General features: G+C 47.5%; 19 protein-coding genes and 1 other annotated feature. Of the genes, 15 read left to right on the forward strand and 4 right to left on the reverse strand.

Annotated features, from left to right (window positions below):
- Positions 1 to 163: 163 nt before the first annotated feature.
- The 9 genes from FJQ58_RS28115 (at position 164) to FJQ58_RS28155 (ending at position 13,740) form a co-directional block, all read left to right on the forward strand.
- Positions 164 to 2,539: a hypothetical protein gene (locus tag FJQ58_RS28115; protein ID WP_139998528.1), complete on the forward strand. Its 2,376-nt coding sequence runs from the start codon at positions 164 to 166 to the stop codon at positions 2,537 to 2,539.
- An 89-nt stretch (positions 2,540 to 2,628) separates the two neighbouring features.
- Positions 2,629 to 3,561 (forward strand): ABC transporter ATP-binding protein, encoded by a 933-nt coding sequence (locus FJQ58_RS28120; protein ID WP_140000156.1) that lies wholly within the window; start codon positions 2,629 to 2,631, stop codon positions 3,559 to 3,561.
- Positions 3,558 to 4,460, forward strand: a complete 903-nt coding sequence (locus FJQ58_RS28125; protein ID WP_139998530.1) for an ABC transporter permease — start codon at positions 3,558 to 3,560, stop codon at positions 4,458 to 4,460. The genes FJQ58_RS28120 and FJQ58_RS28125 overlap by 4 nt, the downstream gene beginning before the upstream one ends.
- Before the next feature lie 58 nt (positions 4,461 to 4,518).
- On the forward strand, positions 4,519 to 6,306 hold the full coding sequence (locus FJQ58_RS32665) for a phage holin family protein (protein ID WP_202915342.1): 1,788 nt from the start codon (positions 4,519 to 4,521) through the stop codon (positions 6,304 to 6,306).
- A 15-nt stretch (positions 6,307 to 6,321) separates the two neighbouring features.
- Positions 6,322 to 7,311: an AAA family ATPase gene (locus tag FJQ58_RS28135; protein ID WP_139998532.1), complete on the forward strand. Its 990-nt coding sequence runs from the start codon at positions 6,322 to 6,324 to the stop codon at positions 7,309 to 7,311.
- Complete coding sequence (locus FJQ58_RS28140) at positions 7,308 to 8,303, forward strand: DUF58 domain-containing protein (RefSeq protein WP_139998534.1); 996 nt, start codon at positions 7,308 to 7,310, stop codon at positions 8,301 to 8,303. Before FJQ58_RS28135 ends, FJQ58_RS28140 begins: the two co-directional genes overlap by 4 nt.
- A gap of 64 nt (positions 8,304 to 8,367) precedes the next feature.
- A complete protein-coding gene (locus tag FJQ58_RS28145; RefSeq protein ID WP_139998536.1) occupies positions 8,368 to 10,365 on the forward strand; it encodes a vWA domain-containing protein in 1,998 nt (665 codons plus the stop codon).
- Positions 10,349 to 13,276, forward strand: a complete 2,928-nt coding sequence (locus tag FJQ58_RS28150; protein WP_139998538.1) for a VWA domain-containing protein — start codon at positions 10,349 to 10,351, stop codon at positions 13,274 to 13,276. The genes FJQ58_RS28145 and FJQ58_RS28150 overlap by 17 nt, the downstream gene beginning before the upstream one ends.
- A gap of 152 nt (positions 13,277 to 13,428) precedes the next feature.
- A complete protein-coding gene (locus tag FJQ58_RS28155; protein WP_139998540.1) occupies positions 13,429 to 13,740 on the forward strand; it encodes a rhodanese-like domain-containing protein in 312 nt (103 codons plus the stop codon).
- 54 nt (positions 13,741 to 13,794) lie between these two features.
- Here FJQ58_RS28155 and FJQ58_RS28160 read toward each other — a convergent pair whose 3' ends face one another.
- Entirely contained in the window at positions 13,795 to 14,706 is a 912-nt protein-coding gene (locus tag FJQ58_RS28160; RefSeq protein ID WP_139998542.1) for a ketopantoate reductase family protein, read from the reverse strand.
- A 148-nt stretch (positions 14,707 to 14,854) separates the two neighbouring features.
- On the opposite strand from FJQ58_RS28160, the gene FJQ58_RS28165 reads away from it, so the two are divergent.
- Positions 14,855 to 15,406 (forward strand): TetR/AcrR family transcriptional regulator, encoded by a 552-nt coding sequence (locus FJQ58_RS28165; protein ID WP_139998544.1) that lies wholly within the window; start codon positions 14,855 to 14,857, stop codon positions 15,404 to 15,406.
- Positions 15,407 to 15,789: 383 nt separating this feature from the next.
- On the opposite strand, the gene FJQ58_RS28170 is transcribed toward FJQ58_RS28165, so the two are convergent.
- Positions 15,790 to 16,734 carry an alpha/beta fold hydrolase gene (locus FJQ58_RS28170; protein ID WP_139998546.1) on the reverse strand — a complete coding sequence of 315 codons (945 nt, stop codon included), beginning with the start codon at positions 16,732 to 16,734 and terminating at the stop codon, positions 15,790 to 15,792.
- A 100-nt stretch (positions 16,735 to 16,834) separates the two neighbouring features.
- On the opposite strand from FJQ58_RS28170, the gene FJQ58_RS28175 reads away from it, so the two are divergent.
- Both FJQ58_RS28175 and map read left to right on the forward strand, forming a co-directional pair.
- Positions 16,835 to 17,746: a helix-turn-helix transcriptional regulator gene (locus tag FJQ58_RS28175; protein ID WP_139998548.1), complete on the forward strand. Its 912-nt coding sequence runs from the start codon at positions 16,835 to 16,837 to the stop codon at positions 17,744 to 17,746.
- A gap of 348 nt (positions 17,747 to 18,094) precedes the next feature.
- Positions 18,095 to 18,841: a type I methionyl aminopeptidase gene (gene map, locus FJQ58_RS28180; RefSeq protein ID WP_139998550.1), complete on the forward strand. Its 747-nt coding sequence runs from the start codon at positions 18,095 to 18,097 to the stop codon at positions 18,839 to 18,841.
- Positions 18,842 to 18,948: 107 nt separating this feature from the next.
- Here map and FJQ58_RS28185 read toward each other — a convergent pair whose 3' ends face one another.
- On the reverse strand, positions 18,949 to 19,383 hold the full coding sequence (locus FJQ58_RS28185; protein ID WP_140000158.1) for an AsnC family transcriptional regulator: 435 nt from the start codon (positions 19,381 to 19,383) through the stop codon (positions 18,949 to 18,951).
- A gap of 157 nt (positions 19,384 to 19,540) precedes the next feature.
- Here FJQ58_RS28185 and FJQ58_RS28190 point away from each other — a divergent pair, with 157 nt between their 5' ends.
- Positions 19,541 to 20,002 (forward strand): VOC family protein, encoded by a 462-nt coding sequence (locus tag FJQ58_RS28190; RefSeq protein ID WP_139998552.1) that lies wholly within the window; start codon positions 19,541 to 19,543, stop codon positions 20,000 to 20,002.
- A 594-nt stretch (positions 20,003 to 20,596) separates the two neighbouring features.
- Here the strand turns inward: FJQ58_RS28190 and FJQ58_RS28195 are convergent.
- Positions 20,597 to 20,806 carry a hypothetical protein gene (locus tag FJQ58_RS28195; protein ID WP_139998553.1) on the reverse strand — a complete coding sequence of 70 codons (210 nt, stop codon included), beginning with the start codon at positions 20,804 to 20,806 and terminating at the stop codon, positions 20,597 to 20,599.
- A gap of 325 nt (positions 20,807 to 21,131) precedes the next feature.
- Between FJQ58_RS28195 and FJQ58_RS28200 the strand changes: the two genes are divergently transcribed.
- Positions 21,132 to 21,536 carry a hypothetical protein gene (locus FJQ58_RS28200; protein ID WP_139998555.1) on the forward strand — a complete coding sequence of 135 codons (405 nt, stop codon included), beginning with the start codon at positions 21,132 to 21,134 and terminating at the stop codon, positions 21,534 to 21,536.
- A gap of 89 nt (positions 21,537 to 21,625) precedes the next feature.
- Positions 21,626 to 21,857, forward strand: a binding site (T-box leader).
- Between the two features lie 49 nt (positions 21,858 to 21,906).
- Entirely contained in the window at positions 21,907 to 23,775 is a 1,869-nt protein-coding gene (locus tag FJQ58_RS28205) for an arginine--tRNA ligase (protein WP_139998557.1), read from the forward strand.
- Positions 23,776 to 23,849: the final 74 nt, after the last annotated feature.

Below are 23,849 nucleotides of genomic sequence, written 5' to 3' on the forward strand. Positions count from 1 at the left end.
AACTAGGCAAACGGCAGGTTGTCGCTTTTTTTGTTTGTTTATGATCAAGAATAGATATCTTTCGACAAACGAAATTGGAAAAAATAGCAACCTTTCCATTGTAAAAAACGTTAAAATAAGGATGGACACCCAAATGCGAAACGAAAAAGAGAGGGGTTGCAAGGTGAAACGATTTTTTAGAAAAGGATTTCAATCATTTGGATTTGCGGTAATCTGCTTCTTGCTGGCGGTTTGCCCGGTTTTATCTGGCAATGTAAAAGCAGCGGAGCAAGGCAGCGGGATCTCTCTAGAACTTAGCTCTGGTTTCCAGGGCTATGTCAAACAAAATGAGTGGTATCCCGTCAGGCTTACCCTAACGAACAATACGGCTCAGGATTTGAAGGGCGAGCTAGTCATCACTAACCAATCCTCAAGAAACGGAATGACTGTCGATACCGTCATTCCTGCAGAACTGCCGAGGGGGGCCGCTATTCAGCTCACGGCATCGATCCCGGGAGACGTGCTTAACAAAGACAATAACAGTATTCATTTTTACAAGGACTCATTCAAATCAGGAAAAACCATTCCGATTATCGGAACCAGCTACATAGATGTTCGGGCAACGAGCAGTTATACCATTGGGGTGATTTCCCGCGATCCGGATACGTTGAACTTCATGCCTTCGTTGAATCAAAGAGGCTACGACATTACGGTAATTCCGGTTTCGGAGAAGGATTTGCCGGATGATCCCATTTTACTAAATACGCTTAGAGTACTCGTCATTAACGATGTTGCGACCGCTGATTGGAGTCAGCGCAAAATAATAGCTATCCAGAATTGGGTTAAGCTCGGAGGTACGCTTATCCTCTCAGGCGGAGCCGGTTACGGCAAAACCGCAGAAGCCTTTAAAGCAATTGCGCCGCTTGAGGCGGCCGGTATGTCATCCTTGACGAGTGCAGATTCGTTGAAAGGCTACGGCGGAACGGAGCTTAAATTGGATGCTCCGGTTGCTATAGCGACCGGGAAGGTTACAGATGGCATCGTAGAGCAATCGGAAGGCGGACAAGCCTTGACCGTGTCTCGCAAGCTGGGATCAGGCAGCGTATTGTCTGTGGCTTTCGACCCATCATTAGCACCGTTTGCTACATGGTCAGGGAGCGCGATGTTATGGGCTAAGCTATTGCAGAATTCACTGTCTCCGATTCAAGCCGTAACATCAACGCAAGCTACCAATGATATGTATTGGAGCATGGATTCCATTATTAATGAATTTCCTTCTATCAAGCCTCCTAATTTCATGTTTCTGATGTTCATGTTTATTGGGTACATGATCGTTGTTGCGCCTATTCTTTATATTTTATTGGCCAAAGCAGACCGCAGAGAATGGTCATGGTGGTTAATTCCGCTGTTATCCGTCGTTACCGGATTCGTTCTTTTTTTCTTCGGCGCAGAGGACAAACGGAATATGTCCGCGCATACCGTTGAAATTGTTGAGCTTGTCGGACAGGGAGATGCGATTCGGTCAGGAGCAACTGCCGTGTTCATACCGACAGGCGGAACGGTAAAAGCCGAGTTTGATGAGAAGGTAAGCGTCATTCCTTATGCGAACCAATTCCAAAACGGAAATCTTGCGCTGGACGGCAAAACACAAGTGATTTCCATAGATAAAAAAACAGAAGCGCTATGGCGCTCTGTCCCTTATTGGTCTACACGGAAGCTTTGGATCGACAGAAGGGTGATGGGAGAAGCGGGACAAATTAAGCTATCTTACAGAAGGAACAGCAATGATATCGAAGTGACAGCTACCAATGAGACGAAAAGCGATCTTACGCATGTCGCGCTGCTAATCAGCGGACAAGCCCAGCTTATCGGTGATTTGAAGCGTGGAGAGAGCGGCAAGGCGACCATATCGATAAATAACGGGAATGTCTCCGGCTATTATTCTTATGGATCATCGATCTTTCCGAACTCTTCTTATCGAAGCAAGGATGAATTCAGGCGTGAGCGTCAGCTCTTAGACAATTTTATTAATCGCAGGAACGGGGGATTTTCGGCACCCGATTCTCTGGTGATCGGTTTCAGCACAGATCATGAGCAAAATTACAAGGTAAATGGCAGCGGTGTAAAGTCTGATAATTTAAAAATGTGGGTTCAAAAGCTGAACGGGGCTTTTGTGGACGGCGACCGGGCGATTGTGCCAGCCGGACATATTAAGCCTATTATCACGGAGAATAAAGTAAATCGCATGGATAATTATGGAGACGGCATGTATTCCTTTGGGGAAGGCGAAGTCGTATTTGAATATATGCTTTCGGATAATGAAGAAATCGCATACGACAAACTTGAAATTATATTGAATAACGGTGCAATAGGGTCGAATCTATTCCTATCAGTATGGAACGAGGCCGAGGGTGACTGGACGGATTCCGTTGACGTTGCCGCAGACCCGAACGAATATATCATTAATCATCAATTGCTTCGCATGAAATATACAATAAAAGGCAGCGCGGATACTGCATTGCCATTAATCGCTTTGGAAGGAGAGGTGAAAAGCCGGTGAGCAAAAACAGCGAAATCGAAATTATAAACGTTGACTTACAGCAAAATACAGACGGTGAGACGAAGGAAGCGGCAGATCGTGAAGTGCCTATGATTGAAATCAAGCAGCTGCGAAAAGTATTCGGGAGCTTCCAAGCGCTAAAATCCATTGACCTGACGATTCCCAAAGGCACGGTGTTTGGATTTGTCGGTCCGAACGGAGCGGGAAAATCGACAACGATGTCCATTTTGGCGACTTTAATGATGCCAACCTCCGGCTATGCAAAGGTAGATGGGTTTGATGTAACGCTGCACCCGCAAGAGGTGAGGAAAAGAATCGGTTATATGCCCGATTTCTTCGGGGTTTACGACCAGTTCAAAACGGTTGAGTATTTGCATTTCTATGGGGCCAGCTATGGCATACCAAAAGCCGAGCGCGAGGAATTGATTCCGCAGCTGCTGGAGCTTGTTAATTTAAGTGATAAAAAGGACGCCTACGTGGATACTCTCTCCCGCGGAATGAAGCAGCGGCTTTGTCTGGCCCGCTGCCTGGTGCATGATCCTGAGCTGCTCATTTTGGATGAGCCGGCTTCCGGGCTTGACCCGCGCGCGCGTATTGAAATGCGCGAAATTCTTCGGGAACTTAAGGCGATGGGCAAAACCATTATCATTTCTTCCCACATTTTGCCAGAGCTTGCTGAGATGGTTGATGAGATTGGCGTAATCGAGCATGGCGAGATGATTGCCATCGGAAACGTGGCGGATATTCAAAACAAATTGCGAGTGAAGCGCTTCTTGCATGTCAGATTGCGAGATCGGGAAGAAGAAGCGGAGGCATTTTTGCGCGACCGACCTTACGTTAACCGGATTTTGCGGGATGAGCGCGGCATTCAGATTCACTTTGGCGGACAGGATGCGGAGCAATCGGAGCTGCTGCATGACATGGTCTCGGCAGGCTTTCAGTTGATTTCGTTCAGCGAAGCGCAAACGAATCTGGAGGATGTATTCCTGGAAATTACGAAAGGAGGCGAAGGAATCGAATGAAGGAACAAGCAGCCATGAGAAAACAGGATATCAACTGGCGGAATAAGCTCATCAATCCGGTGCTTAACAAAGAGTTTAAATTAAGAATGCGAACGCCGCGCGCGATGTGGACACTGTTCTTCTATTTGTTCGCTATTGGGTTAATGGCGCTTAGCGCAATATATTTGACGGAAATCAATTCCGGCGGGGGACAATCCTTTAATCCGGAAGAGAGCAAGGTGCTGTTTTATTTTCTGAGTATGGCACAGCTTGGTTTGATTGCCTTCATGGCGCCTGGCTTAACCGCTGGCGTCATTAGTGGGGAAAGGGAGAAGCAGACGCTAAATTTATTGCTGACCACGCAGCAGAGCTCGGCAACGATCGTGCTCAGCAAGCTTGTATCCTCCTTAAGCTTTATGGTGTTGATCGTGGTGAGTACGATTCCGGTGTACAGTATGATGTTTTTGTATGGCGGCATTTCGCCAAGTCAGCTTATCCTTGTTTTTCTGTTTTATCTGTTTATTATGTTCGTGCTGGGTTCCTTCGGCATTTTATTTTCTTCCTTGTTTAAACGGACCATGATTTCCGTCATCGTAACCTACGGCGTTACTTTGTTTATTTTTGGCGGAACAGCTCTGCTGTTTTTTGTTGTAGTCAACATGGTCGAACAAAACCCATATTCCAATACGGCCTCTTATAGCTGGGTAGGGCATTTTATTGCTTGGAATCCTGTGGCTGCATTATACAGCATTTTGGACCCTTCCATTTCGGAGCAGGCCTTTACAGTGAACATGGGTTCTCCTTCGACCAAGCATGCTCCCATGGCGTTGTGGCAGGAATTTATGATTATTTATACGGTTCTGTCGGTTATTGCTTTATGGGTAGGCATTCGCAGCTTGCGTCCGCGTTTGAAACTTTAATTGGATTAGCTGATTATGCGGGTATCTTCGGATAAGGCTTGGAAGGGCGGTTATGCATATGAAGTCGTTGATTGAGCTGCTTCGCCCAGTGCGAATAAGATTGTCGTTGTTTACGATAAGCCGTTTTGCGTTAATAGGCTTGCTAGGCGGCAGCTCAGCAGCTCTAGTCCTGCTCGGCATCAGTAGATTGGTTCCGATATTGCACGCTCGTTCGTGGGGTGTTTCGTTGATCGGAGCTGGCGTTGTTATAGGCATCTGCTTCGGTTTATGGAAGCGCGCCACTTTAAGGGATGCCGCACGAGCGATGGACCGGAAGGAAACGGAAGACGCAATCGCAACTGCGCTTGACGGCTTGAAGCAGGAAGACGAAGAAGCAAAGCCGATCGTCAGGCTGCAGCGGGAAGATGCGATTGCGGCTGCGGAGCGTTATGTAAGCAATTTGCATACAAGCTTGCCCTGGCCATCATGGCGAAGCTGGCGGCGGCTAGTATATGGCGCAGCCGCAGTAGGGTTGGTGACGGCAGCGCTGTTCGCCTTGCCTAATCCGCTCGATGAGCGGGCGGAAGCACTGGCTCAAGCGAAGGATCGGGTGGCGGTACTGGAGCAGGAAGCGGAGAAGCTCGCCGAGCTTGCAGAAGCAGCGGAGCTGCCGAAGGAAGCGAAGCAAGAGCTGCTTCAGCCGCTGGAGGAGCTGCGAAGCAAGCTTGACGCGTTGAGCGGCAGCGGTATTGAGGCGCTGGAGCAGCTGGAGGCTGCGATCCGCGAGCTGGAGAAGGCCGCAGAGGCGGCGAAGCAAGCGGCGCAGCGGATGGAGACTGCGGCGAATGCGATGAGCAAGGAGCCAAGCCTGCGGCAGCTCGGTCAAGCTTTGCAGGACCGAGACGCCGCAGGGATGAAGCAGGCGATCAGCAATATGCGATCGCAGCTGCAGCGATTGACGCCAGAGCAGCGCGAAGCGCTGGCGGAAGCATTGGAGCGGCTGGCGGCAGAGCAGCCGCGGGAAGAGGGCGCCGCAGAGCTAGCGGCGGCGCTTGAACAGGCGGCGCAGCAGGCACGCGCCGCAGGAGACGACGGGGCGGATGGCGAAGCCGCCCCGGGCAATGGCGGCGACGGCGATGGTCTCGCCGCGCTGGAGGAAGCGCTCGCCCGCGAATTGTCGCAGGGCGAGCTGGAACAGCTGGCCCGGAGCATGGCGGGCCAGCTAGAGCAGAGCGGCCAGCAGCTCGCACAGCAGCTGGCTGCGCAGGGGGGCGCGGTGCCGCCGGGCTGGCAGAGCGCTGCAGGTGCGGGAGGTGCCGCAGGTACGGGCGGCACGCCTAGTTCTTCATCTGGCGCGGGGAGCCAAGCGTCCGGCCCAAGCTCAGGCTCTTCATCCAGCCCAAGCGGTTCAAGCGCTGGCTCCGGGTCTGGTTCAGGCTCTGGTTCTGGACCTAGCTCTGGAACTGGAACTGGATCTGGATCTGAATCTGGTTCAGGCAATGGCAATGGCTCTGGGACCGGCACTGGCTCGGGATCTGGCTCTGGAAGCGGAAGCGGTTCAGGTTCAGGTGGCGGAGCAGGTGCCGGAGCAGGTGCCGGTCTCGGCACGGGCGGAAGAAACCTGATTACGACACCTCGCGGCCTTGCGGGCTCGGGGAATGTGCAGCAGGATGGCGGCCCAGCCTCCGGAGGGCAGACGGAGACAGGCGGTCAATCGCCGATGATTGATGGCATGACGCGTCCCTATGAGGAAGTGTACAACGAATATCAGGCCGAAGCGAAGAAGTCGTTAGGGCGGTCTCAGCTGCCGGACAGCATGCAGGAGAAGGTCAAACAATATTTTGAACAAATCCAACCGAATCGTTGATGGAGATGATGCCAAATGATTGAAACAAAAGCGCAATTGGAAGAGGCTGCCGCGCGCATCGCCTTGCTCAGGGAAGAGATTGGCCGTGTCATCGTGGGTCAGCAAGCGGTAGTTGAGCAGCTTCTATGGTGTCTGCTGGCAGGCGGACATGCCCTGCTTGAAGGAATACCTGGCTTAGGCAAAACCATGCTTATCCGAACAGTTGCGGACAGTGTTGCGCTGCAATTCTCAAGAATTCAATTTACACCCGACCTCATGCCTTCAGATATTACGGGGACAACCTTGATAGACTTTGGCTCGCAAGGAAGCGCAGCCCACCGTTTTCAGCCAGGACCGATCTTTGGCAACCTTGTTCTTGCCGATGAGATTAACCGGGCAACGCCGAAGACACAAAGCGCGCTTCTCGAGGCCATGCAGGAAGGAACGGTAACGGCAGGCGGAGAAACTCATCGCTTGCCGAAGCCATTCTTCGTGCTAGCTACGCAAAATCCGATCGAGCAGGAGGGCACGTATCCGCTGCCTGAGGCCCAGTTGGACCGTTTTCTGCTGAAGGTCGGCGTCGATTACCCTAGCCGCGAGGAGCTGAAGGAAATCGTGCTGCGCACGACATCAACCTCTCAGCCGCAGGCATCTGTCGTAATGAGCGCAGCCGAGCTGACTGATCTTCAATTGGCAGTGAAGCAAATTTTGGTAAGCGAGGATATGCTGGATCTAGCGGTAAAAGTGGTGATGATGTCGCATCCGCACGAGCAGGATGCGCCTGATGACATTCGGAAATATGTCCGTTTTGGAGCAGGACCGCGCGCTTTGCAAGCAATCATATCGGTTAGCAAGGCCAGGGCGTTAATGGCAGGGAGGCTTCACATTTCATGGAATGACATTCGTCAATCTGCGCTCCCTGTGCTGCGGCACCGCATCATACTAAGCTACGAAGCACAGGCCATGGGTATAACGAGCGATCGAATGACGGAAGCCATTCTTCAATCCATTGAGGCCGAACGATGACGTTTCCAACAGGGCAAGGAAAACCTGAAAGCCTAACTGGAAGCACGCTAACCCCCCAGCAAGCGCTGCAGCTTGTCTTTCCAAATCCTTCGCTGCTTGCTGAGCTGGAACGATTGAGAATTAACGCGGGCGTGCAAATCAAGGGAACCTTGGCGGGCAAGCGGCGCTCGAGCTCACTCGGCGGGTCTCAGGAATTTGCGGATTATCGCCCTTATTCTCCAGGTGACGATATTCGGCGAATCGATTGGAATGTTTATGGACGGACCGGCAAAGCTTTTATGCGCCAATATTGGGACGAGCAGGAGCTGCATGTGCACTTATATGTGGATGTGTCACGTTCCATGGCTTTTGGCGATGAGGAAGAGAACAAAGCTTATTATGCTTTGCGATTAGCGGCTTGCCTTGGTTATATCGGGCTTAGCGGCGATGACCGTGTCTCCATGCAATTGTTCCGGGATCGCATCATAGGAGAGCTCCCCCCGCTTCATGGCCGTGCGGCTTCTGCCAAGCTGTTTCAATTTGTGGCTGAAACGATGCGGCAAACCAAAGAGGCGCCACCAGCAAATGAATCGATTCTGGATACGACGGATATGGCGTCACCATTCAAAGCGACAGCAGCACTTCCGCGCCGGGCAGGCACGACTTGGATCTTTACCGATGCCATGTTCGAGCAGGGCATTCATGAAGCACTGGTAACGTTCATTGCAGCTAGGCAGCATGTCGTTCTTGTTCATCTTTTATCTCAAGATGAGGTTGAGCCCAATTTGAGCGGTGAGCTTAACCTGATTGACAGCGAGCGTGGAACGGGCAAGGAAGTAGCCATCGGCCATAAGCTATTGAAGGAGTATAGTCAAGCAGTAGCAAGCTTTCAACACGAGTTAAAGCGCATTTGCGCTGAGCTTGGCGCCGTTTACCTATTTGTTAATACGGATACTCCGCTCGAGGAAACGATCAGGACGACCTTTCTCTCCGCGAATGTGTTGAACAAATAACAAGGCGAGAAATAACGAAGCTTACTATTTAACTGCAAAAAATCTAAGAAAAGGAGGGGAATGGATGCAGTTTTTGTCAGCCGCGTCTGCCTGGTTCGCAGCTTCGTTGCCTGTGATCGCGACCATGTACATTTTGAAGAGAACCTATGAAAATAAAGAAATTTCAAGCCATTTATTATGGCGAAAGGTGCTGCAGGAGCAAGAAGCGAATCGGCCTTGGCAAAAGCTGCGCAGCCGGTGGCTTCTGATTTTGCAACTGATTGTGGCCTTGCTTATCGTATTTGCTCTAATGGAGCCTGTATGGTTGAGGGCTGCAAAGCCTACGGCACATGTCGTATTGCTGGTTGATCGTTCGGCGAGCATGGCGGCCAAGCCAGGCTACCAGGATACTGATTTTTTAGCAGCTACTCGCCTTGAGCTTGCCATTCAAAAAGCAAGCCAATGGTTAGATCGGCAAGCGGCTGGCCGGCCTGTTACCTTAGTTGCGACAGGAGCTCAGCCTGAAGTAATAGCCAGTAGACTCACGAATAAAGAGCAGATCAAGGAGCGCCTTGAATCGATTCTTCCATATTACGGGAAATCCGATAACGCGGGAGCGCTTTCGCTGGCAGATTCGCTTTTGCAGGAGGATCCGTCGGGAGAAACCGTTATTTTTACAGATGGTTACTGGTCTGATGCTGAAGAAGCGAATAAGCTGAGACTGAAAGCCCCCGTTGACCTGGTTATGGTGGACGAAAAGCAGCCGCTTGGCAATTTGTCGATCTTATACTTTGGCGTCAAAGCGGATAAAGGGGAAACGGGGACAAGCAACGGGGTCATAACGGTACGTAACGACAGCAGGCAAGACCAGACGGTCAAGCTTGAAATATATGCCGAGTCTTCAGAGAAGGAGTCTATCCTTGCAGCAGCACCCAGCATAGCCGTTCCGGCAGAAGAGTGGCAAAGCGTCGAAATAGCATCTCTCCCGCCAGCGCTTTATTATAAAGCGCATATTCAACAGCTTAATGACGCGGTACAGAGTGATAACGACGCTTATCAGTTCCCCGCTGCTCCTCGCAACCGGCAAGCGCTGCTCATCACCGATGGAAATTTGTTTCTGGAAAAGGCGCTGCAACTGGCTGGAGTTGAGCCTGTCAAAGTTAGTCCTGGCAGCGCGGCTCCTGCAGGCGAGCAAGCAGCCAAGGTGGATTGGATCGTGTTAGATGGTTCCAGCGAGCGGCTAGTCGGCGATCCAGAGTGGTCTAAGCTGCTATCGGACAAGCCGCTTTGGCTTATCGACCATCCTGACCAAACGGATAAGACTTCCGTCATTCCGGCAAACACGCGAGTGGAAACAAAGGAGCATCCCGTTACGTCATATCTTACTTTTGCAGATACGCACATCGGAAGGTTAGCCTTACCCAATTCGGCAGATCTCGTATGGGGAGATGCCGTATTAAGCTATGGTGGTATCCCGGCAGTTTATGCCGGGACGGACCAAGGAAAACCAAAGCTTCGTTTCACCTTTAACCTTCAAGAAACGGATTTGCCGCTTCGACCTGAGTTTCCGGTACTCATTGTCCAGGCTGCTCAGTGGATGAGCGGAGGATCGCAGCTTGAACTTGGCGCAGCGGTGGCGGAGAAACCGCTTGAATTGTCGCTACATTCAGAAACGGTTAGCGCAGCCTGGGAGGCTGTAGAGCTGGCTGGAGGCGGATTGCCAGCCGAGCAGCAGCGGTATGGAAAGAAGACGGAGCTGGCTTTGGACTTGTCCACCCAGCTGACGGCTCCTTCTGTGCCTGGGCTGTTTCGACTTATTGAAAGCAATAAGGATGGCGCTGTGGTGAGTAGCCGCCTCCTTGCGGTAACCGCTGATCATTCGGAGCTGCAAAGCAACGATTCCGCTTCGGAGACGAAACTTGAATTAACAGCAATAGCCGATAGCCAAGCAGAGACATCTTCAAGCCCCGCTAATAAGCAGGATCAAGGGCAAAAGCTGTCGCTTCAGCTGTACGCGGCTATTGTATTGCTGCTCATGATGGCCGCGGAATGGGAGGTGTACCGCCGTGGGTTTTCAAGCTAACCTGCCTTGGGCACTATTGCTTCTGCTACCTTGGTTTTTTTATTTGATATGGGCATCCAAAATGACGGTGCGACTGCGTGGCAAGCGAAAAATCGTTTCGATTGCCATACGCGGCTTTATTCTATTGCTGATTATCGCAATGATCGCAGAGATTCAGCCTTACATTGACAAAGAACAGCGGAATGTCGTATTCGTAGCCGATCGATCTGCGAGCATGAGGGCAGATACGGTGGCTGGCGAGTGGATTTCGGAAGCTTGGATGTCGAAGGCATCGAAGGACCGTGGCGGAATCATATCCTCGGGACTGAATGCAGCTGTAGAGAAAACGTTGACTCCGCAGCCTATCACCGTCGAAGGCGGATTTATGTTCCATGTAGATGTAAATCAGCGATTTACTGATCTATCTCAGGGCTTGCAACTGGCTGCAGCTATGCTGCAGAAGGATGGCGGCGGACGGATCGTCCTGCTCTCCGATGGGGCGGAAAATGCAGGCGATGTACGCAGGCAAGCGCGAATGCTTGCAAATTCGGGTATTTCGGTTGATGTCGTACAGCTGGAATCTATCGTAGCAACGGATGCAGCCATTGAGGAATTGATCGTCCCAGCAGCACTAAAGCAAGGAGAAACGTTTACATTCGAGCTCGCCATCAGCAGTACTGCAGCTGGCACGGCGCAGCTTCGTCTCTATGATGACCAAACGGAGCTATCGATTTCGGAGCTTCAGCTGGAGAAGGGGGACAACCGCTTTGTTTTGCAAAGTGTTGCGCTAGCCCCCGGTTTTCATCGGTTTAGAGCCGAGCTGTTCATGTCAGGAGATGAGCAGTCCGCGAACAATACGGCACATGCCATTAGCAGGGTAAGTGGACCGCCTTCCGTATTGATCGTTGAAGGAAGGAACGGGACATCAGCCAATATCGAAGCAGCGCTGAAAGCATCCGTGATCCGCTATCAAACGATTTTGCCTGAGCAATTATCCGTAGAACTAGCCGATTATGCAGCGTACGACAGCATTATTTTGAATAATGTTTCCGCCACCCGTATTGCGGAGAAACCGATGGATTGGATCACAAAAGCCGTCAGTGATTATGGCGTTGGACTTGTTATGCTCGGAGGCGATGAAAGCTTCGGTCTGGGCGGATACTTCAAAACGCCGATTGAGCGGGCCCTTCCCGTCTATATGGATTTGCAGGGCAAAAAACAAATTCCATCGATTGGGCTTGTTCTTGTCATTGACCGTTCAGGCAGCATGATGGATGGAAAGCTTGAGCTAGCGAAGGAAGCGGCGATGAGAACCGTAGAACTGCTCAGGGATATCGATACGGTTGGCGTGGTTGCTTTTGATTCCTCACCTTGGTGGGTTGTGGAGCCTACGCAGCTTTCGAACCGTGAAGCCGTTCTGGACAAAATACAAGGCATTCAAGCCGAAGGCGGCACGGAAATCTTCTCGGCGCTAAGCAGCGGCTATGAGGGTTTGGCTAAGCTGGATGCTCAGCGCAAACATATGATTTTGCTTACGGATGGCCAATCCGGAATGAACGCCAATTATCAGCTCATAACGGACCAGATGAACGAGCAGAACATGACTTTATCTACGGTAGCGGTTGGAGAGGGAGCCGATCAGCAGCTGCTAAAGCGGCTTGCGGACAATGCGAAGGGCCGCTACTATTTTACGAAGGATCAAAGCACGCTTCCGGCTATCTTCAGCCGTGAGACGGTTATGATGTCAAGAACCTATATCGTGGAGCAAACCTTTACTCCAAGCATCGGTCAAGCAGGAGATTGGTCCTCACTATGGCAAAATGGGATTCCTTCCATAAACGCTTATATCGCGACCACGCCTAAAGAAACGGCCGAAATCGCTCTTTGGACGCCCGATAGTGATCCGCTCCTCGCGCGCTGGGCATACGGTTCGGGAAGAACGGTTGCGTGGACGAGCGATTTAACAGGGAAATGGTCCGGCAGCTTTGTGCAATGGCCCGAACTTCCCAAAGTGTTCGTCGACTGGGTCAAATGGACATTCCCGCAGTTTGAGAGCACCCCTTATTCGATCACTACTCAAATGGATGGCAGCGCAGCGACTTTGCGCGTTCGCTCCCAAACAGGGGGAGAAGGGGCAAGAAGTGGACTTACGGTGGGAATTGAAGACCAAGCAGGGAATAATGAACAAAAACGGCTGATGCCGGTGGCTCCGGATGAATACGAGACGCAGCTGAGCATCACTGAACCAGGCGTATATTTGGCCCAGATTGGTCAATCCTCAGGTTCATCGGCCATTCAAAACGGGACAACCGCAGGTTTTGTTATTCCATATTCGCCAGAGTATCGAATAACGAATGTGAACGGACCGTCTGTAATGAAGCAAGTTGCGGAGATTACCGGTGGCAGGTTACTTGATGCAGCTAACCCAGCGATGGCCTTTCAGTTTGATCCACTTTCCTCTCGACAAGCCTTTGACCCTGCAAGGGTGTTATGGGTGATAGTGCTGCTGCTGTGGGTTATCGATATCGCGATTCGAAGGTTGTCTATCCCTTGGGGAAGCGTGTATGAGCTGGCTGTGCGGCCGTTTCGTTCCAAAAGAATAGTCCGTGGTCAAAAGTCAGCGGTGCCCAATGCTCCAACCGTCAGCCTGACCCGATTGAATGAGCGCAGATCGGAAACTACTCGCTTTTATAGGGGAGATGACCGCTCCGTCATAGGTGAGAATCTACCACATACAGGGTCGAAACAAGAGTTTGCTAAGAATGGCCAATCAGCAGCAGTATTTCAGAACCATAGCGTTTCTTCGGATAAGAAGTCTGAGGAGCGAGCAGGAAGCGGGTCGGTAAAAGAGGCTCCCGTACAGGAAAGTACGGTAGAGAGTAATGTTACCATTAATCGATTGCTCGCTGCCAAAAACAAGAACAAACGGTAGCGGCTTCTGGAGAGCGGGATGGTTGCTGCTTTGCGCAGCAAGCTCCCGATGATCGGTAATACTTCTTGCGGTTATGGACATTAAATGCCCTTCGCGATACAATGCTGATGTGTAAACAACTAAACTGATAAGCTTGAAGGGATGGGTAACATATGTATCCGGAAATAACGTCAGCTGAGCTAGACAACCAGCTGAAAGAAGGAAAATCCATAAATTTGATCGATGTGCGTGAACCGGACGAATGGCAAGATGGACATATTAAGGAAGCGCGGAGCATCCCGCTTTCGGAGCTGCAAGAGCGTCTAAATGAGCTCAAGCAAGGTGACCAGGACATTGTTCTGATTTGCCGCAGTGGCGGTCGCAGCGGCAAAGCTTGCGATTTTCTCCACGCACAAGGCTATAAAGTCGTAAATGTTGCCGGCGGGATGCTGCAATGGCCCGGGGAAGTAGCATTCGGCGAATAAGCATTCTGATTTTTTTTATTTTGAGAGAACCCTGCATAAGGGTTTTTTCTTTTTTTAATTTGAGGATATATCATTTTGACTTAAAAATTTCATTAAATCATTCCTCAGCTGCACAATCTCATTGTTAGCATTATTCGCATAGTCCGGCAACATCATATCACTAACCATGTTAGTTCGTAGCCAAGTCATAAATAAAAAATCCAAAATTAAGTTAGGTAATTTTAGCACCATTTTGAGCATGGGTGGATCAATTGTAACGCCAGCTTTTTGTATTGCCCTTAGAAGCGCTTTTAAAGTGACTGTTATTTTGCGTGCCGTTTTTCTAGTTCTGGCTGTTTTTTTGTCAATAACCTTATTCTCAGAATGCAAAAAGCTCAACATGGCAATGTCTGATACGGAATGTGTGATTAGATACGCCTGCATATCCTTTTTAATAACGTAGGGAAGCTTTGCTGTATTAAATAATTTTGCTAGGTCTTCTACGCGTTCTGTCACTACTCCATTAATTTCCCCAAATGCAGTTGCCGCTATAAACTTCGGTAGAAATCGAGCATGCAATACTCCATCTTTAATCTGTCCGCCGAAGCCGGGGAAAGCCGGTAAAAGTCTATCCCCTACGATATCCAGCCACGAAGAAAATCCAATAGAATTACTAGTCATCGTAACTATATTTTTGCTTTGATTATCTTTTAGCGCTAACAACGCTGATTCGGACCGATCATAACGAACGGTAACGAATATGAAATCGTAGATATCGTCATTTTCGAGCGTATCTATGACATTCACTTGTATCGATCTAACCGTACCTTTTTCATTATATTGCAAGCCATGTTCTCTTAATAATTTAAATCTATTAGAATGTGCAAACAGGCTAACATCAAACCCTGCTTCAATAAGCTTAATTGCGTACATGCTACCGATGACACCTGCGCCAAAAATTAAAATTCTAGCTTGTTTTGCTGACATGAATACCACCCCTACTTATTAACATTTGTTTTTGATTATCAGACAACATGTTGTATGATGTGATTATAAATCTTCAATATTCCTTGATCAACCATCAGTTTTTTATGATTTGTCGGATGATATTGTCATTCGCTTGTAGGGGGAAAACATGAAAAAGCAACCTGAAATAACGGAGAAAACAAGACAAAAGTTTGTAGAAGTTTTTTGTGAGTTATATAGCCAAAAGCCGATTGAGAAAATTTCGATTCAGGAAATTGCGAATAAGTCAGGATATAACCGCAGCACCTTTTATCAATACTTTACCGACATTTACGAATTGTTAGACTCTGTTGAAGATGACTTATTGAATGACATGAAAAAAGAATTGGCGAATAAAGAGCTTTCGATGCATACGGTTCAAGATTCGCTCTATTGTCTGGACAAAAGAGAACATCTCCTGGTTCTTAGTGCACTTTTGGGTGATTATGGAAGTGCCCACTTTTTAAAACGCTTAAAAAAAGAAATCAATTTGAATCAATTAGAATTAAACGTTCCGCAAAACCATTCCTTAACGCCATACTTAATTGAGTTTAACCTGACAACTTCCCTTTCTTTATTTCGGCTTTGGCTCCAACGTCAAAAGGATTTATCGTCGGAACAATTTTTTAAGTTAGTGGAGAACCTATATTCAAGAGGGATTACGCCTTATTTTAAAGAATGAGTCTGTCATTCAAACTAAATCCATTGCGTCTATTTGTGATACGGTTCAGTTTATCATCGCTAAGGTGAAATCATTTGTTGTTTAAATCCCGCCGCCGTGCACCGCATGCGGCGGGATCGAGTCTACGTCTAACATAGCGGCGGTGCACGTCAAAGCGAAGAAGTACTCGGTGATCAAACTCATGAGCCTGATCTTGCCACTAACCCTTCCTCAACACGCTGACCACATCCGCCCGCCGACGACCGCCACTCCTTTATAAAGACACGTCCTAGCCCAACCGGGGTAGCGGTATCCAATCAATCACCTCAAAGACGGTGACCGCGTCTCATTCCGCCCTCCCGGTCAAGCCGTAGAGCAGGCTCAACCTTGAAACGCTCTTGAAACTAAATGGCATTCTGCTTTTCCAGCCATCTCAAAATCGCTTGGTTTGTTTCTTCCGGCTTTTCTTGCTGGATCCAATGGCCGCAATCCAGATTGACCACTTCGACATTGGGTACGAACATTGACAGATTTTCAGACTTTGGAACCACATCCCGGTCACCATAGATCATGAGAGTAGGCTGTTGGATGATTGGGTTTACCTTCGCCAATAAGCGCCAATTGCGGTCAAGGTTCCTGTACCAATTTATGCTGCTCGTAAACCCTGATGTTTCAAAGGCTGATACGAAAACGGCCAGTTCATCGTCGTTCATCAAGGGCTCGCCGCTCGGTGTTTCCGCGTTGGCAAGATTGATCATCGCCATGCCGGGCTCAGGTCCTTTGAGAGGCTCGTTCTTGCGGTACAGGTTGCGAAGAAAGCGAAACGTATTCTTATCCAATACGGCGTCCGCGACACCTGGCTGTCGATTGAAGTGGACAAAATAGTAGTCGATGCCAAGTATTGCCTCCAAGAACTCGATCCAAGGTTTTTCTCCGCGCTCTTGGTAAGGCAAGCTCAGATTTATCACTTTGTTTACACGTTTTGGATGCAGTAAGGTCAGTCCCCAAACGACCATTGCCCCCCAATCATGACCGACAAAGGTGGCATGTTCGTATCCGTAGTGATCGAGAAGTGCCACAAGATCACCCGACAAGTGTTCAATGTCATAGTCTGTTACTTCGGTCGGTCGGGATGAGTTGCCGTAACCCCGCTGGTTTGGGACGATGACATGGTAGCCCGCTGCGGCAAGGGCGGCCATCTGATGGCGCCAAGAAAAGGCATGCTCTGGCCAGCCATGACAGAGGACAATGGGTTTTCGGGCATTTTGTCGGCCTGCTTCAAAGACTTCGAGTTCCACACCGTTGACTGGAATAAGGGTGGGCTTGGGAAAATCGCTTGGATTAAACATTAATCAAAACCTCCTTCTTGTGATACATGTAGTATAATGAACAAAAGGTGACATCTTATTGTCACCATTCTGAAATCGTGTAGAAAAAAAGAGGGCAATGATGGACAAAGTGGAGAGACTCATTTCAATTATTATGATATTGCTAAAAAAAGAGGTTGTTTCTGCAAAGGAATTCTCACAACTATTCGATGTTTCCAAAAGAACGATCCTTCGCGATATGGAAACATTGAGCTTATCGAGCATCCCGATCTACTCTGTCAATGGGGTCAAAGGCGGCTACGGCATAATGGATGAATACAAGGTTGATAAACGCCTTTTAAGCAGCTCCGATTTACAGAATATATTAACCGCGCTCGGCGGATTGGAACAAATCCTCCTTACTGAAGACGTTGAAAGAACGATAAAAAAAATAGAGGCAATGGTTAGTCCATTGTCTCTGAATCGTTCCATTCATCTGTCATTTTATGATTGGGAAGGTCGGTCCGAGATTCTTGAAACCTTAAGGACATGTCAGGAATCCATTTTAAAGAAAAGGCTGGTTTCGTTTGATTATACAGATAAAGACGGGGCTGTAACGAATAGAATGGTCGAACCCTATGAGCTGCATTTTAGCGAATCGAGTTGGTACTTAAAAGGATTCTGTTTATATCGACAGGGGTATCGAACATTCAAGCTATCTCGGAGCGATCATATTACTATGGATGAACGCGCGTTTCATCCTAGAGCCGATTGGTTAGAGGAAGGATATGAAGCAAGCTATCTACCGCAATTCGTCACGATTAAGGCATGGATAACGCCTAGCATAATAGATCAAATCGTCGAAAGGTATGGTCGGAGAAGTATTGAGGACCATAGCTCTGGATTTTTATTAGCAACCATTTATGTCCCTCAAAATCAGAGGGGATTTCAATTTTTAGCAAGCTTGGGCACTCATCTAACAGTTATAGAGCCCAAAACCTATGTTGAAGACTTTCGGAATTATTTATATCAAATGATGGAGAACTATTCCTGATAAAGATCTCGTTTCGCTATATGACCGATGCCACAGGAGTTGGGCCTTTACGCGCTTCTTCATAGATTTAGTATTGAAGCTTCAACCCTCAACTCGATACCCATTGGATGAGCTATATGCATATGCTGAGGTAACCGTGTAAAGCAGGAGCATTTTTCGAACCTGTGGATTGCAGTAGGAAAAGATTCCCTAGATTTATTAAAAAGTAAAATTCGTTGAACGAGAGTACCCCGTAAATTAGGCTAGATATATTTTTGTGAAGAAATACGGTATTCTTATAATCACAATATGGAATAGAAAAAAACTTCAGGATGATCCATTCATGAAGTAAAGGATTGGGTGATTGAAATGATTATCATTAAAACGGCAGAAGAAATTGCGAAAATGAAAAAAGCGGGCGAAATATTAGCAGCGTGCCACCGTGAGCTGCGAACCTTTATTCGGCCTGGATTAACAACGATGGAAATCGACCAATTTGCTGAAGCATTTTTGCAAAAAAATGACGCGATTCCTGAGCAAAAAGGGTATCATGGCTATCCATATGCGACATGCACATCTGTAAATGATGTCATCTGCCACGGATTTCCAGGTCAGACCGTACTCGTAGAGGGCGATATCGTTACCGTTGATATGGTTGTGAATTTGGATGGGTGGCTTGCAGATTCGGCCTGGTCCTACAAGATCGGCAATGTGTCAGAAACTTCCCAAAAACTGCTCGACGTCACGAAGGAATCACTATATAAAGGCATTGAACAGGCAGTTGTGGGCAATCGGATCGGAGATATTTCAAATGCAATTCAAGTGTTTGCTGAAGCACAGGGCTTCTCGGTCGTACGTGATTTCATCGGGCACGGCATCGGCCAGAAGATGCACGAGGAGCCGCAGGTTCCGCATTACGGACCACCGAATCGTGGAACACGTCTGAAAGCAGGAATGGTATTAACGATAGAGCCAATGCTGAATACGGGAAAATACCATAGCAAAATTGATTCTGATGGCTGGACGGCGCGAACCGTTGATGGCGGCTTATCGGCTCAATATGAGCACACGATTGCGATTACCGACGAGGGTCCCGTTATCTTAACGGAACAATAAGGTTTCGAATGGATGGAGCGGCCTCGCTTGCGGGAGGCTGCTTTTTGCTGTATTGGGCATTTCAAACGTGTCGTGATCGCTCCAGGGGCATTCGTGAAAAAACGGTATTAGAGCCTAATCCGATTTTCTAATATGTTTTTCATACTGATATGTGATTTTGAAGGCCCGAGCTTTACAAGCTCATCCTGAAAGTCTGCAAGCGCAGAGATCGAAGCGGTCTGTACCTGAATCAGGTAATTATATTCACCGCTAATGCGAAATAAACCGGTCACTTCGAATGAATCCTCGCAAAAATCAACTAACTGCTGGCAATGCTCCGTCTTGATGAGGATGAATGCGGTGGTTCCGCGGCCGAGTTTCTCCAAGTCCAACGCTGTCGTATAACCGGAAATAATTTGTTTCTCTTCCAGCTTGACGATTCTTTCTTTGACAGAAGGCTGTGACATAGCGATTTCTTTGCTCAATTGGGCAATGGTCATTCGCGCATGATTTTGAAGTAATTGGATAATTTTTTTGTCGGTTTCATCTATATTATGTTCCAGATCGAACAACTCCTTGTCTTCTTAAAAAGTTAGGTAAAACCATTAAAATAACTACGATTCAGTAATCATTTTACTACAAATGCCTTATCATTTCTATTTGAAAACCTCTTTGTTATTTCTATAATTATTGTAGATAAATCAAGAGGAGTGAGGATCGATGAGTATAAAAGGTCTGGCTCATGTAGCCATTCAAGCAGATAATTATGAGCAAACCATCGCATTTTATACGGAAGTTTTGGGATTTAAGGCGGGTCATCATTGGAGCTTGCCGTCGTTTAAGATTAAAGAAGCCACTATGCTCATTTCTCCGGATCAAAAAACATGCATTGAAGTTTTTGACAACGAAGCAGAAATTCCTGCCCAGGGCAAAAAGGCGGCATCTGCGAGTGAAATCGCTTATGGGGCGATTTTACATTTTGCGTTTTACGTTAGCGATGTGGACGAAATCTACCATCGAGCACTTGCTCATGGCGCCAAGGCTTATGTTGCTCCTGGCCCAATTACGCTTGGTGAGCCGCCCCTTGTGTTAAGAAACGCGGTGATACACAGCCCGAACGGTGAAGTGATCGAGTTTTTGGAAGAGGTTGATTTTAATGTCGAGGGCAGAACGGAACATTAATCGAAATCTATGCCAGGCATCAAGTAAACTTAGATAATTCATAAAAGTCGGTCTTTTGTTGCCCGTGTGGAGCCATGCAGCTGGAATAGATCTATGATTTAGATCTATTTCTGTCTATTGGCCGATTATTGAACAAATAGATCTATATTTTAGATCTATCTTACAAAAATTGGTCAATAACCGCTCAAATGGAGCTACACAGTAGTATTTAGATCTATTTAATAGATCTATTTCTGTCCATTTGACGATTTTTGATCAAATAGATCTAAATGTTAGATCTATTTCCCGAAAATGGACATTACTGCCTGTGAGGAGCCACAAAGCTGATTTAGATCTGTATAAGTTGAACGAAAGAATTGGGGTTTAAGCGAAGCGAGAAGAGTGTTAGGGGAAGAAAGTGTTTGTTTTTGTAGCAGGATACTTACCTTAATTTGTCTAAGTCAAACCAAGAATCTGGCTGCAGCTGCGCCCCTGAAGAATGATCTATTCGCACATCGACCAAAACGAGAAATTTTAGATTAATTTATCTATATATCATCCTTTTATATGTAACAAAAAAAGACCGATTTTGGAATCGGTCTAATTTAACGTTTATTATACAAAAAATGAATTTGCAGCTCGGTGGATGATGCTTCCATCGGACATGCGAATGGAATCATCGTTATATCCAGTAACGGTAGATGCGGGTCTGATTTGCATCCCGTTTTGCATTGCTTTAACACTAACTTTCTCCGCAATTGCAATTTCAAAGTCTTTATTTGTGATTAATTTTTGACCAGCTTTTAGCTTGATTTTTTCTTGCATGTTATATTGCCTCCATTATTGCGTTATTTGTTGTGCCGAGGTCATATGATACACTATCTATCTACGTATAGTAAACATTTATTCTTCATTATGGACTTATTTTCATAAATCCAATCGTTTAAGAACAGGAATCTGTAGCCAGAAGTTATGCGGTCGTGCAAAAATGTTTGTAAAGCGATTACATTTCGACAATTAGGTTTCGATTTACCGCCTTTTAAAAAGGCGGTTTTTTTTTTGAAAAATCAAAAGTGTTACTATTTCTTCAATAGGAACGTCTTCCTTATATCAGAAGATCCAACCACTATTGTCGAAAGTAGGAATAAACGTGAAACTGAAGTACGGTTATATGTTGTTAGGAGCGATGTCGCTCCTGCTTATTCTTTTTGTTATGAATTGGGTCCGAATGAACACTGATAATTTCAATTATTTCCAAAGCTTCTCCGTGACTTTAATCAACCAATCTGATTATGATATTGTGTCTGTGGAGATGGGGCTCGTAGGGAGCAATTCAACGCATTTGTATACTAAAGTGCTGAAGGCAGGCGACAAATCCAAAATAAAGCCGCAATTAAGCCTTGTTGGTGAAGGAAGCGTCTATTTGAAATATACGGATACCCGTGGAATAACGAAAGAAACATCAGCATGCGGATATACGGAATCACTTTCCGGGCGTTCGACAATAACCATTGGCAATGACCGAATCATCGAGAATATTCAAAAGTGCTTATAGTTTCATGAGCAATCAATTAACCATCATAAGTCCTCTTGACACGTTCACACGTATCCTGTATAAATACATTTAAGTATTCAACTGGATAATCAACATTGAGGAATGGGACAGTAGTCTAAGACAGAGAGTCACAGCGAGCCGGGTCAGTGGAAGCCGGTACGGATGTCTAAGATGAAGCGGCCCCAGGAAATGGTTTGCCGAACCGAATTGGAAGCAGTAGGCAGATCCGGTCAACGACCGTTACAAAAGCGAGGGGTCAAGTTCATATTGGACTTGGCACTTAGAGTGGTACCACGGGATCTTAAGGCTCTCGTCTCTTATTTATAGAGACGGGGGCCTTTTTTTATTTTCAACCTAAGGAGGAGTAAACATGATTTATGAACAAATTACATCAGCCATCGAAGAAATAACGCAGCTTATGCTGATGGAGGCGAAGCTAGAAAGACCAGAGAAGCTTGCCATCGCACCCCAACATCCAGTTAATCCGGAACATGGCGATTACAGCAGCAATATCGCTATGCAGCTTGCCAGACATCTCAAACGGGCACCGATGCTGATCGCAGAAGATTGCAAGGAGAAGCTACTAGCGGTCCCGGAACTTGCTCTTTCTGTGGCTAAAATCGAAGTGGCTGCTCCCGGCTTCCTTAATTTTCATGTCCATTGGCCTTGGTGGGCTGCAGATTCTGAACAGCCTACAACAGCGAGGGCTTCAGAAGGGAAAGTACTGGTGGAACATACGTCTATCAATCCGAATAAGTCGGCTCATATTGGTCATTTACGTAACTCTTGCATCGGCGATACGATTGCCCGTCTGCTTAGAAAGGCTGGGCATCAAGTAGAGGTACACAATTATATCGATGATCTTGGCAACCAGCTGGCCGATACAGTAGTTGGGATAAATGAGACAAAGACGGAGGAGTCTTTCGTTCGGTTCGGTGATTTTTGCTGGGAGATCTACTCCAAAATAAATAAAGCCTACAAAAATGATCCTTCTTTGCTGGAGAAAAGAACCGAAGTATTGGCTCACTTGGAAGAAGGGCGCTCCAATGTCGCTTGGATGGGACTGCTCATTGCGGAGCGAATCGTTCGCGAGCATGTGGAGGAGATGAGAAATTTCGGCATTTCCTATGACGTGCTTGTATGGGAAAGCAGCATCGTGAGGGAAGGCTTCTGGTCCCAAGCCTTTGAACAGCTTAAGCAAACGGCGGTGTTTCGCCAGGAGACAGAAGGGAAGCTAAAGGGCTGCTGGGTACTTAAGCAGCAGGACTTAGAAGAGGGGGAAGGTGAGGGCACTGAATTTCAATCGGATAAGGTACTCGTGCGCTCCAATGGAATATTGACGTATACAGCGAAAGATATTGCTTATCATTTGTGGAAATTCGGCTTGCTGGAACAGGATTTTCGGTACAAAAAGTTTAATGATCGACTCTGGTCAACGGATTCAGGCGGGAAGAAGAAAAAGATCGGCCGCGCGGACACGGTCATTAATGTCATCGACCAACGACAAGAATATCCGCAGGCGATGGTCAAACAGGCCTTGCTTGCGCTCGGCTATCAAGGGCAAGCTGAGAAGTTGAAGCATGTAAGCTATGGTGTCGTCTCGCTCAGTCCGAGTACGGCTGAGAGCCTAGGACTTGATATTTCGGATGGCAAGCATGCTTACGCGATGTCAGGAAGGCAAGGGATCGGCATCAAAATTGCGGACTTTCTGGCGCAAATGGAACAAATTATTGACAGGAAGCGCTCACGCAAGGCAGGCATAACAAGCTTTGCTATCGCAGCAGCCTCGATCCGGTATTATTTGCTTCGTTTTCATCTCCAAACGGAAATTGTTTTTGATTTGGAGCAGGCCACCGAGGTATCGGGAAATACGGGCGTGTATTTGCTTTATTCATATGCACGTTCTTACAGCATTTTGAAGAAGGCGGCTGAAACCGAAGCGGCATCGCCGGATTTGAATTCCTTTGTGCATCTGAAGCTTCAAGAGCGGCTGTTGCTTCGTCAGCTGTCCTATTGGCCGGAAACGCTTCAAGCAGCTGTTAAAGAATTGGCTCCGAATCAGCTATGCAACTACGCTTATGAGCTTAGTACGTTGTTTAATCATTTTTATGCGACTTGCCCGATTCTGAAAGCAGAGGAGAGTGATAGAGCCTTCCGTATTTGGTTGACGCAGAAATATCAGCATACCATGTTTGAAGCGCTAGAAATATTAGGTTTGCCTACGCCAAACCGAATGTAAACACAGGTTCCATTCATGCAATTCGCTTGCCTGTCATATAGTTTAATTCAAGAGGTACAGGCAGGGGATGGCGA

It is taken from the genome of Paenibacillus paridis, from assembly GCF_006345825.1.
Taxonomy (GTDB): Bacteria; Bacillota; Bacilli; order Paenibacillales; family Paenibacillaceae; genus Pristimantibacillus; species Pristimantibacillus paridis.